We start from the raw sequence: 13,343 nt of genomic DNA, 5'->3' as shown, positions 1-13,343 counted from the left end.
CGAGGCGCGAATCTATCTTTATGTCCGGACCAGTTCCCGCTTCTGTACATACACAAGCCGGCATTGCGCAGCGAATCCCGCTACAAATAAACAAAACAGCACCAGCAAAGTGACCTTCACCACGCTCGCAGTCGGCCCCGCGGCCAGAGGCTGGGAAGGTGGTAGTCGAGTGAGCGTTTCGTTGATGGCGGGCACCAGCGACAGGAAGAAACTAAACGACAACCCAAAGACAGACAGATAAGGACGCAGCGCTCCGAAAAAGGTGAATCGATGCGCAAGCACACCACCGAAAGCTGCAAGCAGGACCACGATTCCAAACGCATGCCCAGCGTTTAAACCTCCGGTACTGGATACGCCAAATGAGGTGATAACCGCTAACACTAACCCCACCAAATAGACTTTGCCGGAGCGTTTCTTGTCATCGATCTTGCTGTAGCGGGCAAAGCTGTAGATCCCCGCGAGGACGGGAACCAGGCTGACCAGCGTGTGGATGATGCCTACAAACGACATGGGATGCGTCATGGCTATCTCTCAGGAAAAATAAAATCGGCGCCACACTTGCGGCGATTACGAGCCAGGCACCGATAGTTCCAAATGCCGTGTTGAACTGATCGATATCGACGACCCCATGGCTAGATGGGGCTGCCTAAACATGTCCTGCTCAACCACTGGTTTGACTCGATGCAGACGTTAAAGAAACATAAACCTACCAGTAGGTAGGGTTAACCGTCAAGCGACCCCACCCCTCACATCAACTATATTGACTTGATGTGTTCGCAACGTATAGCTTGTCTGCAGGCCGTGTTGCACTGCGCACCGCGACCACAGAAATCCTCATGCCTTAATAACTGGCGCAAAGGTGGCAACGGGCTCAGCGCACGGGGGCGGGCCACATAGGAAATCACATGACCGAACACGAGATATCTGGGTTGCAAGCGCTGCGCGCGCTGATTCGCGGGGAAATCCCCGCCTCTTCTATCGGTCAGACGATGGGCCTGACCGCCGTAATGGTAAGCCCGGGTAGAATTACTCTGGAGGCTCGGCCAGACGATCGTCATCTGAACCCCGCAGGTGGCGTGCATGGAGGTTTTGCCGCAACGTGCCTCGATGGCGCGGCGGCGTTGGCGTTGTTTTCAACGCTGGATACGTCCACTCCCCATTCAACCATCGACCTGAACGTCAAATACGTGCGACCGCTACGCGCCGGCCAGATCTATCGTGTCGAAGGATGGGTCGTGGAGCGTACAAGGAGCCTAGCGATTTGCGATGCCCACGTGGTCGATGATGCAGGCAAGCTTTTCGCCAAGGCCACCACCACGTTTGTAGTCGCTGGAGCCTGATCCAATGAAAGTATTGAGTGTCCAAAGTGCTGGCCGATTGGCTTGGATCGAGGCTCCGTCACCCAAGCTTTCCAGCACCCACAGCGCGCTAGTCCGCCCTATAGCTTCCGCTTCCTGTGACCTGGACCGGCGACTGATTGCCGGCAGTACACCCTTCAAACCGCCCTTTGCGCTAGGCCACGAATGTGTTGCCGAAGTGTTGAACGTGGGCGAAGCCGTGCTGACCGTCCGCCGCGGCGACCTCGTTTCCGTACCCTGGAAGATCGCGTGTGGAACCTGCCCTCAGTGCCTTGCCGGGCGTGCCACCGCCTGCACCGCAGTACCACGCCACGCTGCCTATGGTGTCCCTGCAGGCGGCCATTGGGGCGGGTTGTTTTCGGAAGTGGTAGACGTGCCATTTGCCGACGCGATGCTTGTCCCCTTGCCGGCGGGGCTCAACCCACTGGCGGTGGCAAGCGCCAGTGACAACCTCACAGATGCCTGGGTAGCCACCAGCCGCCCAATCAGCACCAGGGAGAACGCCCGCGTTCTAGTGGTGGGTGGCACCGAAAGCCTCGGCGTGCTCGCTGTCCAGATGGCCGTCGCCGCAGGCGCTGGCAGCGTCGACTATCTGGACGACAATGAATATCGTCGGGATCTCGCTTTGCGTAGCGGTGCCAACGTGGAACTGCCCACGATACTTGACGAGCGTTACGACGTTGTAGTGTCCGCCACCCGCGATCATGAGTCACTGCACCGTGGGCTGTTGGCACTGGCGCCGGGCGGACACTGCTCGTGCATCGGAATCATCTTCGACGATCCGAAGATTCCCCTTTTCGGCATGTACTTGCGCGACGTCACTCTTTCGGTGGGGCTCTGCAATGTGCGTCCACACATTCCCAAGGTGTTCGACCTTGTCGGCAGCGGGCGCTGCGATCCTCTGATGGTAAGCCCTACCGTGGTCTCGCCCGATGAGGCAACCGAAGCGCTGCTTCAACCACTCGCCAAGTGCATCATGGTGCGAGAGCGCATCACCTGATTTCAGTTCAAATTGTCTGCCAGTGACGCCATGACGGACGTCCAGGCCTCTTGCCCTTCTACCCCTACATTGCGAAGGGCTTGATCGAGAGTCTGCCGCTCCAAATCAGTGGCGGTCTGTTCCACCGCCCTCCCCACTTCCGTGAGCGCCAGCAGCTTGAAACGATGGCGCTCCGGGGAGCGTCTGAAACACACCAGATCCTGATCGATCAAGTGCTTAAGAGGCCGATGTAACGCTTGCTTGCTGATGCCTAATGTCATCGCCAGATCACCGACATTGATCTCATCTGCCCGGGCGATGATGTAGAGAACACGATGATGCACGCGAGACAGTTCGCGCGTCGCCAGAAACTGATCGGCCTTGATGGTCAACCCGCGAAATCCGAAATGCAGCAACTCAAGAGCATGATCGAGTGGATGCAGCGACTTCATGCTGACCGATGCTGTGTTTATCTTTTTTTCAATGACCATGTGCACGGGTTCCCTGAACTCCGGCGCAGCCTAAACCGTAGTGGATACGCAGGGCAACTGCGAAGCCGGTCCGATGCGCTCCATTTGTGCGAGGCTGGATTGAGAAAAAGGAGCGTTTACGATGCAGCTGTCAGATAACTGGAGAAAGACCACCATCAATACGTAAATTGACTCCGGTTATGTACCCGGCAACCGGACTTGCCAGAAAAGCAACAGCGGCCGCGATCTCGTCAAGACGACCGACTCTGCCGAGAGGAACCTGAGCAAACATCGGCAGGACCGCACGCTCGACGGCTTCCCATGGCGCGTCTTTACTCGCCAAGCCACGTTCCTCGGCGACCTCACGAAACCGAGCGTCAAGGGTGGCACTGTGTATCGTGCCGGGAGAAATGGCGTTGACCGTTATCCCCTCTGCGGCTACAGCTTTCGCCATGGAAGCGGTCATTGCGTTCATAGCGGCTTTGGCCGCGGAATAGTCAGGTCCAGTGGGTGGCGGCATCGTTGCAGCCATACTGGAGATATTGATGACGCGTCCCCATCGCGCCTCCTGCATCCTGGGCAGAAGTCGCGTGGTAACACGTAGGGCGGCGAGCACATTTCGATCGTAGGCAGCCGCCCAGGCATCAGGCTGTGTGAGACTCCAGCTGTCTTTCGTGCTCCCTGAGCCGCCGGCATTATTGACCACGATGTCGAGAGGACCCGCGAGCTTTTCCGCGGTGTCGACAAGTTGCCGGACCTGGTCATCGTCCGTCAGATCACCCACGACCACAAAGGCACTGCCGCCCAGCATAATAATGTCTTTGGCCACTCGTTCTGCCTGAGCTCTATCGCGCCCGTGAACGATGACGATTGCACTCTCAAGGGCGAGTTTTCTGGCGATCGCTTCGCCAATGCCTTTGCTGCTGCCGGTGACCAACGCTTTCTTACCACTTAATTGCAAGTCCATGTACCCACCCACTATTCAAGTATTGTCAACGTCGCAAGGTAAATAGAGATGATGGATGAAACCAGTACGCACTTTTATGTGCCTATCAGTCAGGAACAACGTGAGATTTGTCTTGGGCCTGAGGGTTCAGCCTGGCACGTGGCTCGGGTGATCAAAATGATCCAGAGTCGATGGAAACTACCGATTCTGTTCAGGCTCTATGCCGACCCATCGATCCGCACACTGCAATTGAAGCGCGATCTGCCAGGCGTTTCCCAGAAGATGCTGACGGCCCATCTTCGCGAACTGGCCAGAGATGGCTTGATCGAGCGACGCGATTTCGGTGAAAAGCCCCTGCGTGTCGAGTATCAATTGTCAGAAATGGGGCGCCAGCTTCTTCCTGTTCTCATTGCGACGCGCAGATTTTCGGCAAACCATTTACCTGAGCCTGACGACTCGTCAAAGGACGTTTGAGTAGGTCCAGGAGAAGTTTTTGTAGGCACCGCCATGCGCAGCCAAATCGACGTGGGTGTCTTTGCGCACTATGGGATGACAGATTTTGAAAGCCATCTGATCTACAAGGACGCCAGGCGCCCTTTCTATTATTGCTTGTTAACCAACCTGTCGATGAGCGGGAGAGTAATCACGCCAAACACTTTGGGATCACCGTATGCACGAGCCGAGAGCATCGCACCATGAACGGTCGCCATGAACGCCTCTGCCTCGGAGCGAGCATCGCCGGATAACATGAAACTACCTTGCTGTGATCCCCGCTCAAGGACGGAAGTGAGCCAGGCGCAAAGCGCTCGAAAGTGAGTCCGCACTTCTACAACCACCTCCTGCGGTAACACCGGAATCTGGGTCGCCAGTAAAGCGCAGACGCAGTAGCCCTTTGTTACATCGCCTATGCAGGATTGCCAATAACCCATATAGGCACGAAGCTGGTCTTCCGGGGCTGGACAGTGGCGTTCTATCTCGCCCATTCCAACTTCTGCTTCCTCTCGGTATTGCCTGACGAGCACGCGTACAAGGTCCACCTTGGTAGGAAAGTGGTGGTGAATACTGGCTTTGCGAATACCTACAAACTCGGCTATATCCGCATAGCTGAAGCCGTTGTACCCGCCCGCAATAATGAGCGAGCGGGCACAGTTGAGAATTTCGTAAAAAGTGTTTGAGTGATTAGTCATGGCCGGACGCTACCTTCTGGTAGGCCGAGCGTCAAGTAAGTCAATTTCGGTCGACTGGGCAGTCCCGAGGAATGACATATCAGTGGCCAGGTATCCATGCGCACGAGGTGTGAAACCAAGCAAAATTTTCGAATAGTTTGGAAATCGGGTATTGAACTGCTACCTACCATCTAGTAGGTTTGATTGGATTATGTTGTTGACTGCCTCTAGGCGGAGCTCCGCATTGGCATACAGTTCACTTCCGGACGGAAACTAAATGGTGGATAACATTTTACCTGCGCTTGCGATTTTCGCGGTTGCGGCGAGCATAACCCCCGGACCAAATAACATCATGGTGATGGCTTCGGGTGCCAATTTCGGCCTTGTTCGATCATTGCCCCATCTTTTCGGGATTTCGGCCGGAGTTTTCGCAATCATTTCTCTGATAGGCCTGGGACTGATGACTGTCTTCGACACTTTCCCGGTGCTGCAAACGGCTTTGCGCGTCGTATCTGCACTTTATCTTTTATGGTTGGCCTGGAAGATCGCCATAGCCGTGCCGCCTGAGGCAAAAGCAAGAGGAGCGCAACCGCTAACATTTTTCCAGTCAGCAACCTTTCAGGGGGTCAATCCCAAGATCTGGGCCACCGGTTTTTCGGCTATCACTCTTTTTGCTGCCGATCGAATGCTGACCTCGGTCATCCTGGTTGCGATGGCTTTCGCTGTCATCGGCCTGGCCTCGAATGCAATTTGGACAGGGCTGGGAACCGCTCTGCGGCATTGGCTTTCCGGGGTAAGGCTCAGGGCATTCAACATTGCAATGGCATTACTTCTCGTTGGCTCTCTGTATCCGGTTTTGTTTCCCTAGCCATTATTGTAAAGAGAACATTTTATGGATACGTCCGATATCACAGTTCAACTCTCATCCTTTCGACAGACCATTGACAACATCGACGCCGCACTCATCCATATGCTTGCAGAACGTTTTCGCTGCACCGATCAGGTCGGCGCATTGAAAGCAGAACACCATTTGCCTGCAGTGGATAAGGACAGGGAACAGCATCAATACGATCGCCTGACGACACTTGCAGAGCACGCCAATCTGGATCCTGTTTTTGTCGAAAAATTGATGCGGTTTGTCATTAGCGAGGTCGTGCAGCGACACGAGAAAATAGCAACAGAGCATGGCGCCGCAAGCGCAGCCATGCTCTGACGGCAAACGGATCGTGCAGCGCAATGCTGCCAGTACATCAATGACCGGTGATCATTTGACTGGATTGTCTGTCACCTTGTGTAAAACCATGGACTCGCGCTCGTGATGCAATGACCAGACTTAGAAGGAGCAACATTAATAAGACCCAAGGAAAAGAACTCACTCCCCATTGACCGAGCAATACGCCACCCAGTAGTCCACCGCCGGCGATAGCGCCATTCCAGACAACGACGTTCATCGAAAGCGCAACGTCAGCGCCCTCGCCTGCTGCGTCGGCAAGCGCGGTTTGCAGAAGCGTGGCAGCGCCACCAAAGGTCAGGCCCCAGATAAAAGCACCAGCATAAATTGCCAAGGCAGAGCCTGAGAAAAAGCCGAAGAAAACCGAAACTGCTGCGAAGGTTGCGAGACTCGCCAATACTGTCTTTCGCAGATGACGATCAACCAGCCGTCCTGTTACCCAGATGCCCGCCAGCGCCGCGACACCAAATGCCAGCAATACAAAATCAACGTCACTCGCCAACCCAGCCTTGGAAACAAAGGGCGCGACGTAGGTGTAAAGAATATTGTGAGCCAGCATCCAGGTGAAGACGACTCCCAGCACTGAGCGTACGCCGGGGATAAAAAACACCTGACGTAGCGGCAGGCGCTGTGAGGAAGATTGGCCTGGGTAGTCCGGCACCTTGATCAGCACCCAAGCGATCAGCACTAAGGTCAACCCGGACATCAATCCGAAAGCCATGCGCCAACCCATGAATCCACCCAGCCAGGTTCCCAAAGGCACCCCCAGCGATAACGCGATGGGCGTTCCCACCATCGCTACCGCCAGCGCGCGGCCCTGCAATTGAGGGACAACCATACGTCGTGCATAACCCGCGATGAGGCTCCAGGCCAGACCCGCCGAAACGCCAGCGAAAAACCGTGCAACTAAGGTCAGCCAATAATGGGAAGACAGCGCCGTGATGGAGTTGAATACCAGAAAGCCCACAATTGTTAGCAGCAGCACCGTTCTGCGGCGCCAGCTTTGCGTGGCAATAGTCAACGGAATGGCTGCCAGCAGCGACCCCAATGCGTAAACGGTCACCATCTGTCCCGCCAACGATGCCGAGACCCCCAAGCCACTGCCGATCTTGGGCAGCAAACCCGCAGGTAACGTCTCAGTTACGATGCAAATAAAACCCGTCATCGCCAGTGCCAGTAACGCCCCAATCGGAAGCTTTCCGTCCTGCTGCTCATCTGTAGCCATTCGACCATCCTCACTAATATACTGGTCGGTATAAATGTAGAGAGGAACAGCCTGGTGGTCAATGACTTATATATCGATTAGTATTTAAATACTTCTGGAGGAAATCCGACATGGCACAAATGGGACGCCCACGCACGTTTGACCGTGATGTGGCAATCACTCAGGCACTGCATTTGTTTTGGGAACATGGGTACGATGCAACATCGCTCAGCCAGCTCAAGTCGAAAATCGGAGGGGGCATTACTGCGCCTAGCTTTTACGCCGCTTTTGGCTCGAAACAGGCCCTGTTCAATGAGGTAATGGAGCGCTACCTCACCACCCACGGCCGGGTCACTGACAGCCTGTCTGATACAACCCTTCCGCCCAGGGACGCGATTGAACTCACCCTTCGCCGATCAGCGAAAATGCAGTGCGAACCCGATCACCCCAAAGGGTGTCTGGTGGCGTTAGGCTTGATGAGTGCTTGCTCAGATGAGAGCAAGGCCATCTCCGAGCCTCTTGCACGGGCGAGGAACGTGAACCGTGCAGGTATAGTTGCCTGTATCCACCGCGCCATTGCCGCAGGGGAATTGCCCGCGACGGTAATACCGGAAACGCTCGCCACCGTGTTCGACAGTTTTCTCTTGGGTTTATCGACACTGGCGCGCGATGGTCTGCCACATGCCACGCTGGATGCAGCGGTGACTCAGGTAATGGGGGTATGGGATAGTCTGCGTATTGTTGCGACGATTGACGACCCGGAAGTTCAAAATGAGCGAGAAGTTCCGGTATCCGATGAATCACGTCATCCCGAAGATCCCCTGCCTGAGTAAATCCGCCAAGCGTGTAAGCATCAGCCTAATACACCTTCAGGGGTTGATTGCTTAATGAGGAGTGACTCGCGTGGACGACGCTCTGGTACCTGGGTTAGGTTTCGTATCCGTTTATATTCTAGGCTTCACGACCATGACTGATCGTCAGATCATCGTTCCAGATGGCATGAAATTGCTCTGCGAGCATGCTGGTTATGCGCCAGCTGTAAAGGTTGGAAAAACTCTCTACTGCGCTGGTCAGGTAGGCCGGACGCCGGAGTTATTAGTCATCGAAAATCCGGAGCAGCAGTTTCTGGCAGCGTGGGAAAATCTCCGGCTCGTCTTGGTCGCCGGTGGCTGCGAATTTGAGGATGTCGTCGAAATGACGACTTATCACGTCGATATGCAACGCCACATGCCAATCTTTAGACAAGTGAAGGACGAAGTCTTTCCTAGGAGCACTTGTGCATGGACATGCATAGGTGTCGGGGAACTGGCTCGACCGGGCCTCCTCGTGGAGATCAAATGCATCGCCGTGCAGCGATAATTTTTCGGATAGGCACGTGAATATGAAAATATTAGATGGGTGTGTTGCCGCTGTCCGAAAATTGACCCGGTAAAGGCTGTTTTGCCGACTCAAAACTGACCCCGGAGTTCAACTGCTTCTGCTCACTTTCCGAGCAAGAGAACACAGCGTGATCAGCATGGAAATGTTGGGAAAAATCCGGCGGATGTACTTCCGCGACAAGCTCTCACTACACCAGATAGCCAAGCGTATCGGGCTTTCGAGAAACACCATCCAGAAATGGGTCACAGCGCCCGAAGCCACTCAGTCGGCGTACCAGCGGTGCGCGACCTTCGACAATGATGTCGGCCAAGTCAGCCCGCAAGCGTTGAGGCGGTGCAGGTAATTGCCGGCCCTGCCGCTGCTGATGCGCAGATTGGCGACAATCTTGCGCACGGACAGGCCGGCGTCGAACTTTAGGCGTAATACCTCCCGGATTTTACGCATTGGATAAACGCTCCACGGCAAGCGCAAACCACTTGCTGCCCGCACCACCTATATGCGCGAACTGGCATTTGAACGGCTGGCTAACAGATCGAAACATTCGGTCAGCAGCAAGTCGATGGCCTGGGGCACCGAGGTTGAGCAGTCGATTCATGACTTTTACGAAATCCTGACCGGAAATAACGTCATCAAGTCGGGCTTTGTGGTTCGCCCAAAGTACGACTGGTTGGGCTGTTCGCCGGACGGCTTGATTGGTGAAGACGGGCATTGAGTCGAAATGTCCATTCAATGAGGCCGTCCACGTTCGCACCTGGCTCGAAGGCATGCCCGAGGAACATAAGCCGCAGGTTCAGGGCTGCATGTTCGTCACAGGCCGGGAATGGTGGGATTTCCTGTCGTTCGATCCGCGCCAAGATGAAGACTGCCGCCTCTACATCGAGACCATTAAGCGCGATGACGAGTACATCGCAATGCTCCATCAAGAGCTGGTCCAGTTCAATCTAGAGCTTGGCCGGATGGTTGATGAGGTCGCCGACAAAGCGCGGGCGCAGGCCCATAGATTAGGAGCTTGATCATGATCAGCACCCCCTCAGCTTGGTCGAGCACCATCGGCCACAAGCGGACTCACTTTCCGAGAAGGTCGCCCAGTTCCTCGCGGCCGGCGGGCAGATAGCCGCATTGAAAAGCCCGCCGCGCAACCCGATCCCACCTCCCCGCTCTCCGAAAATAGACCCTGAAACAGTCCTCAAGCGACGGCCAAAGAAGCTGACCCTGGCCGAGCGCAGGGCGCTTCGCAAAATGGCGGACGCACTATGAGTAAGCGCAAAGCGAACAACGGTTTCGCCCGGGCTGAACGAAGTTGCCGGGCGCTACTCAGGACTAATCACGTCGCTGTCGTGGACATCGACCCGAGCGGCAGCCGGATCATGGCGAACTGGAAGAGCTGTCGGCAGATTCGCAGCTTGGCGATCGCCAACGCCATTTTCGACTTCTCCTACCGCTGGACGATTTACATCGGCGCCATGTGTCGAGACGAACGTGGCGCCGAGTACATCAAGTCGGTGGAGATATCGCCCGAGGGCATCTATAAGGTCGAGCGCCTGACGGATGCCATCGAGCATTACTATCTGGAGCTGCGCGAAAGCTGCAACCCGAACCACCTGGTGGCGTCAGGCTGGATCGCCATCCCGGACGAGGTTTCGATGGATGAGGCCCAGGCCGCGAAGCTGTTCTACGCCGCCGGCGCCTGGCACCAGGTGAAGGTAGCAGCGTGAGACGTTTCCACACCCAACGACGCAAACGACAGACCTGGCTGGCACTGCCGGCCAGTGGAATTGAAGGAGCAGGCCATGGCGAAGACCGGGCAAGAACGGTCGGCCAAAGCTGCATTGAAGCGGATCGAGTACGACGAGAAGGAGTTGCGGCACCGGTTACGGCTGGGTGCGCGGCAGAAGCTTCAAGAGCTGATGGTCTGGAACGATATCGAGGAAATCAGCGAGGCTGTGCAGAACTTGATTCTGAACGCTCACGCCCTCGGGCCGACGCTCTCATATATGGCGATTCAGAGTCCGCACCACAAGTTCAGATTAGCGAAAACGTGGCGCGGGTGTTTTTCGAGATCAGAGCTTAGCGGAGCTGAAGCGCGATCCGGGCGACGAGATTGTTGATTCAGTTTTAATCTAGATACCTGTGCCCTGACCTTTCTATGTATGCGAGCGTCTTGTCAATCTCTTCAATTACAGCGCCTACGTGTTGATTTGGAGATTTGCTCCATGAAGTCTTAAGCCTGCTTAGAAGCCTGTGCGTCGCTGGGAAGTAAGCCGGGTAATGCCTCAGCTCAAAAACCGCGGCAACCTGCCTATCGATGTATGTCGCAGTTTCCACCAGATTCTGAATCATCCCATGATAATTTTTGAACTGGCGATCCTTCTCTTCCGCCCGCTTAATGAGTAAGTACTGAAAAGCCCCCCAGATAACCGGAATAGCCGTTACGAATGCGGCTCCGATTGTCACCCAGTCGCTTAATTTTAGATCCATTCGCAGCTCTGCCTTAAGTTCAAAGCTCCCTAATACCCCAACCCACACCAAATTGCCACCACCGGCCACGGAGGGCGGCGCTATTGCTCGATTCTGATCTTTACGTTCGGTTCCGACTACAGAGTTGGCCTGCGCAGCTCGGGATCGTTTGCACTGAGACAACGGAACTGCAACTCTGCATTGGCATAACGACCGTTCCAGCAGCGGGCACCATGCGGTATCAGCGGCGTTTTTCGAGCAAGCGAATGGTGGTTTCTATGACGGGGACGGCCGCGCGGCTGACTCGCCTCTCTCGACCATCTGCCAATCCGGCGCCAACCAGCGCCTGATCAACGCTTACCTGGTGAAGTACTACGGCAACGAAAAGGACGGCATTTCACTGACAGAGCCCATGCATACCCTACCTATGAAGGATCGAGTTGCGTTGGTTGAGGTGACTCAGGTGCTGAACACCCTGACGTCCGAGCAATTGGAGGGTGCCCGCCGCTGCGCAGCATTCATGCACAAATATCTGCCAGAGCACTTCAAGGACCCCGCCGACATGGTGATGGTCGGCGGCTACGTGTTGGTGGACATTACGCTGCGCATGCTGCAACCACCGGAATTGAAGGCGGCGCAGGGGATTCGGCAAGGATTACATCATTGATCGTGGTCTTTTCGTTGATCCGGTTACTGGCGCTGAGCAGTGGCTGCCGATCAACAAGACTGACCAAGTGAAACTAATCGGAAACAGCGTCTGTCCGGATGAACCCGAACAACTGGTCAGCGCCAATGCCGCGAACGTCATCGAGCTTTACCACCGCCTAGCAGCTTAAGTAAGTCAATACTGAAAGATCAATTTAGAAAAGGAAGCTTTCTCACATAATAGTCATAGCCATTACCCTCTTCATCATAACTAGCAGCACTAAACTTTTGCGAGTTAAACGCTCCGCTTCTTGTTTTGTACTCAACGACAACTTCAAAATCCTCCCATTCATGAAGACCGTCAAATCGTACAGAACAAGACGCTCCGGTTATGAGTGGGTCAGCGCTTCTTTCACCATTATCGGTCGCAAATAATTTTATGATAACTGACTCACAGTATTCGCCGGTATTATTCACATTCAGGCTGACATAGAACCCCCCTTCGCTCCATCCACTGTCACTAACATCTAGATGCAAGAGAGGCTCTAGCGTCCTTTCATAATTCAGCAGACTGGCTTTTTGTGCCGCAACCATTTCGCACTGCTGAACAACGGAATTATTTAGCTCTTGAGCTTGTAACCTGAGAGCATCAGTTCCTTGGCGAAGCTCTACACCTTGCTGAAAAAAACCCAAAACAAGCCAGAGGATTGCTAGAGGGCCAAAAGCGCCAGCAAGAAAATCTCCGACCTCGTTCAGCCCCATAGATCGAAGCGTTTGAATTCGGTCGCCAACTAACCACCAAGCAAAAACCGCGTAGAGAACAGTAAGAACAACCCCAATTATCGCAAGCACCCTGCCCATAAAAACCACCTTCCTTATGACCTGCTTCCGATTCTACAGTGCAGAAGCATTGAGTTATCCCCATGCCCACAGAAAACAAACGGTCCGAGCCGCTGAAGGTTGAGCGCTCGACCGTCACAAAGCTGGTAATCACCGGCGCAAAGGCCCTGGACCCAATCACGGTATTCCTAGAGGACCTGGCCCCGAGAAAAGGAAAGATCACAGTCAGCTGCCGGGACAAGAGCTGGCACGCCTACTGGGGTGGAATGTGGGACGGGCACACCCTCGCTCAGTTCTTTTGCCAGCTGGATGAGCACTACATCATCGGCTACTTCTCGCCCAGCATGGGCGCCATGCGCTTTTCTAACGACACCCTGATGAAGCTTGCGAGAAAGGCGGTCGTCGACCGGCGCCGCATGCGCAAGAGCTATTGGGAATTTAGCGATATCCTTGATAACGAAGACGCTCGGGATCTTTTCGACCAGATCGAAGACCTGCGCAATGTCGAATCGATCATGAGTGCGCACCGGCACGGCGAGCTTTTGACCGATTTGTTCGGCGCGGAGTGGTGGCGCGTGGTAGATGAAAAAGCGATCGAGCTGAATCCAGCCTGGACTTACTTGTGCCGTATCGTCACGGCCGTACAGCAGGACCTCGGCTAGGAACA

General features: G+C 54.9%; 20 protein-coding genes and 3 pseudogenes. 15 read left to right on the top strand and 8 right to left on the bottom strand.

What is annotated here, in order from left to right; genetic code table 11:
- Positions 1–18: 18 nt before the first annotated feature.
- Positions 19–522 (bottom strand): hypothetical protein, encoded by a 504-nt coding sequence (locus tag MA884_RS02495; protein WP_256228857.1) that lies wholly within the window; start codon positions 520–522, stop codon positions 19–21.
- A 383-nt stretch (positions 523–905) separates the two neighbouring features.
- On the opposite strand from MA884_RS02495, the gene MA884_RS02490 reads away from it, so the two are divergent.
- Together MA884_RS02490 and MA884_RS02485 are read left to right on the top strand one after the other, a co-directional pair.
- Entirely contained in the window at positions 906–1,340 is a 435-nt protein-coding gene (locus MA884_RS02490) for a PaaI family thioesterase (protein ID WP_256228856.1), read from the top strand.
- Positions 1,341–1,344: 4 nt separating this feature from the next.
- The gene (locus MA884_RS02485) at positions 1,345–2,358 is read left to right on the top strand and encodes a zinc-binding dehydrogenase (protein WP_256228855.1); all 1,014 of its coding nucleotides are present in this window, start codon (positions 1,345–1,347) and stop codon (positions 2,356–2,358) included.
- Between the two features lie 2 nt (positions 2,359–2,360).
- On the opposite strand, the gene MA884_RS02480 is transcribed toward MA884_RS02485, so the two are convergent.
- Both MA884_RS02480 and MA884_RS02475 read right to left on the bottom strand, forming a co-directional pair.
- Positions 2,361–2,828, bottom strand: a complete 468-nt coding sequence (locus tag MA884_RS02480) for a MarR family winged helix-turn-helix transcriptional regulator (RefSeq protein ID WP_256228854.1) — start codon at positions 2,826–2,828, stop codon at positions 2,361–2,363.
- A 130-nt stretch (positions 2,829–2,958) separates the two neighbouring features.
- Positions 2,959–3,774: an SDR family NAD(P)-dependent oxidoreductase gene (locus MA884_RS02475; protein ID WP_256228853.1), complete on the bottom strand. Its 816-nt coding sequence runs from the start codon at positions 3,772–3,774 to the stop codon at positions 2,959–2,961.
- Positions 3,775–3,822: 48 nt separating this feature from the next.
- Here MA884_RS02475 and MA884_RS02470 point away from each other — a divergent pair, with 48 nt between their 5' ends.
- A complete protein-coding gene (locus tag MA884_RS02470) occupies positions 3,823–4,227 on the top strand; it encodes a helix-turn-helix domain-containing protein (protein ID WP_256228852.1) in 405 nt (134 codons plus the stop codon).
- A gap of 128 nt (positions 4,228–4,355) precedes the next feature.
- On the opposite strand, the gene MA884_RS02465 is transcribed toward MA884_RS02470, so the two are convergent.
- Positions 4,356–4,940 (bottom strand): TetR/AcrR family transcriptional regulator, encoded by a 585-nt coding sequence (locus tag MA884_RS02465; RefSeq protein WP_256228851.1) that lies wholly within the window; start codon positions 4,938–4,940, stop codon positions 4,356–4,358.
- 256 nt (positions 4,941–5,196) lie between these two features.
- Here MA884_RS02465 and MA884_RS02460 point away from each other — a divergent pair, with 256 nt between their 5' ends.
- A complete protein-coding gene (locus tag MA884_RS02460) occupies positions 5,197–5,787 on the top strand; it encodes a LysE family translocator (protein ID WP_256228850.1) in 591 nt (196 codons plus the stop codon).
- A 24-nt stretch (positions 5,788–5,811) separates the two neighbouring features.
- On the top strand, positions 5,812–6,132 hold the full coding sequence (locus MA884_RS02455) for a chorismate mutase (protein WP_256228849.1): 321 nt from the start codon (positions 5,812–5,814) through the stop codon (positions 6,130–6,132).
- A 37-nt stretch (positions 6,133–6,169) separates the two neighbouring features.
- Here the strand turns inward: MA884_RS02455 and MA884_RS02450 are convergent, their stop codons facing one another.
- Positions 6,170–7,375, bottom strand: coding sequence for an MFS transporter (locus MA884_RS02450; RefSeq protein WP_256228848.1), 1,206 nt, complete (start codon positions 7,373–7,375; stop codon positions 6,170–6,172).
- A gap of 110 nt (positions 7,376–7,485) precedes the next feature.
- Between MA884_RS02450 and MA884_RS02445 the strand changes: the two genes are divergently transcribed.
- From MA884_RS02445 to MA884_RS02435, 3 genes and pseudogenes are all read left to right on the top strand, one after another.
- The gene (locus MA884_RS02445) at positions 7,486–8,187 is read left to right on the top strand and encodes a TetR/AcrR family transcriptional regulator (protein ID WP_256228847.1); all 702 of its coding nucleotides are present in this window, start codon (positions 7,486–7,488) and stop codon (positions 8,185–8,187) included.
- A gap of 133 nt (positions 8,188–8,320) precedes the next feature.
- On the top strand, positions 8,321–8,713 hold the full coding sequence (locus tag MA884_RS02440) for a RidA family protein (RefSeq protein ID WP_256229184.1): 393 nt from the start codon (positions 8,321–8,323) through the stop codon (positions 8,711–8,713).
- 148 nt (positions 8,714–8,861) lie between these two features.
- Positions 8,862–9,029 (top strand): annotated as a pseudogene (locus MA884_RS02435) (IS21 family transposase); the annotation flags it as partial.
- On the opposite strand, the pseudogene MA884_RS02430 reads toward MA884_RS02435, so the two are convergent.
- A pseudogene (locus MA884_RS02430) lies at positions 9,026–9,194 on the bottom strand (IS21 family transposase); the annotation flags it as partial. The pseudogenes MA884_RS02435 and MA884_RS02430 sit on opposite strands and share 4 nt — an antisense overlap.
- A 36-nt stretch (positions 9,195–9,230) precedes the next feature.
- On the opposite strand from MA884_RS02430, the gene MA884_RS02425 reads away from it, so the two are divergent.
- From MA884_RS02425 to MA884_RS02405, 5 genes are all read left to right on the top strand, one after another.
- Positions 9,231–9,446: a YqaJ viral recombinase family protein gene (locus MA884_RS02425; RefSeq protein ID WP_256228846.1), complete on the top strand. Its 216-nt coding sequence runs from the start codon at positions 9,231–9,233 to the stop codon at positions 9,444–9,446.
- Complete coding sequence (locus tag MA884_RS02420; protein ID WP_256228845.1) at positions 9,430–9,747, top strand: hypothetical protein; 318 nt, start codon at positions 9,430–9,432, stop codon at positions 9,745–9,747. Before MA884_RS02425 ends, MA884_RS02420 begins: the two co-directional genes overlap by 17 nt.
- A 22-nt stretch (positions 9,748–9,769) precedes the next feature.
- The gene (locus tag MA884_RS02415; protein ID WP_256228844.1) at positions 9,770–9,991 is read left to right on the top strand and encodes a hypothetical protein; all 222 of its coding nucleotides are present in this window, start codon (positions 9,770–9,772) and stop codon (positions 9,989–9,991) included.
- Positions 9,988–10,449 (top strand): hypothetical protein, encoded by a 462-nt coding sequence (locus tag MA884_RS02410; RefSeq protein ID WP_256228843.1) that lies wholly within the window; start codon positions 9,988–9,990, stop codon positions 10,447–10,449. The genes MA884_RS02415 and MA884_RS02410 overlap by 4 nt, the downstream gene beginning before the upstream one ends.
- 75 nt (positions 10,450–10,524) lie before the next feature.
- On the top strand, positions 10,525–10,842 hold the full coding sequence (locus MA884_RS02405; RefSeq protein ID WP_256228842.1) for a hypothetical protein: 318 nt from the start codon (positions 10,525–10,527) through the stop codon (positions 10,840–10,842).
- A gap of 7 nt (positions 10,843–10,849) precedes the next feature.
- Here the strand turns inward: MA884_RS02405 and MA884_RS02400 are convergent, their stop codons facing one another.
- The gene (locus tag MA884_RS02400; RefSeq protein ID WP_256228841.1) at positions 10,850–11,212 is read right to left on the bottom strand and encodes a hypothetical protein; all 363 of its coding nucleotides are present in this window, start codon (positions 11,210–11,212) and stop codon (positions 10,850–10,852) included.
- 199 nt (positions 11,213–11,411) lie between these two features.
- On the opposite strand from MA884_RS02400, the pseudogene MA884_RS02395 reads away from it, so the two are divergent.
- Positions 11,412–12,027, top strand: a pseudogene (locus MA884_RS02395) (DNA cytosine methyltransferase); the annotation flags it as partial.
- Positions 12,028–12,046: 19 nt separating this feature from the next.
- Here MA884_RS02395 and MA884_RS02390 read toward each other — a convergent pair.
- Positions 12,047–12,697 (bottom strand): hypothetical protein, encoded by a 651-nt coding sequence (locus tag MA884_RS02390; protein ID WP_256228839.1) that lies wholly within the window; start codon positions 12,695–12,697, stop codon positions 12,047–12,049.
- Positions 12,698–12,759: 62 nt separating this feature from the next.
- Here MA884_RS02390 and MA884_RS02385 point away from each other — a divergent pair, with 62 nt between their 5' ends.
- Entirely contained in the window at positions 12,760–13,338 is a 579-nt protein-coding gene (locus tag MA884_RS02385) for a hypothetical protein (protein WP_256228838.1), read from the top strand.
- Positions 13,339–13,343 lie beyond the last annotated feature (5 nt).

The sequence above is a fragment of the Pseudomonas sp. Q11 genome, assembly GCF_024494355.1.
In the GTDB taxonomy this organism is placed as follows: Bacteria; Pseudomonadota; Gammaproteobacteria; order Pseudomonadales; family Pseudomonadaceae; genus Aquipseudomonas; species Aquipseudomonas hefeiensis.
The sequence above is the reverse complement of the archived record's forward strand: the minus strand, read 5'-3'. Positions and strand labels throughout refer to the sequence as shown.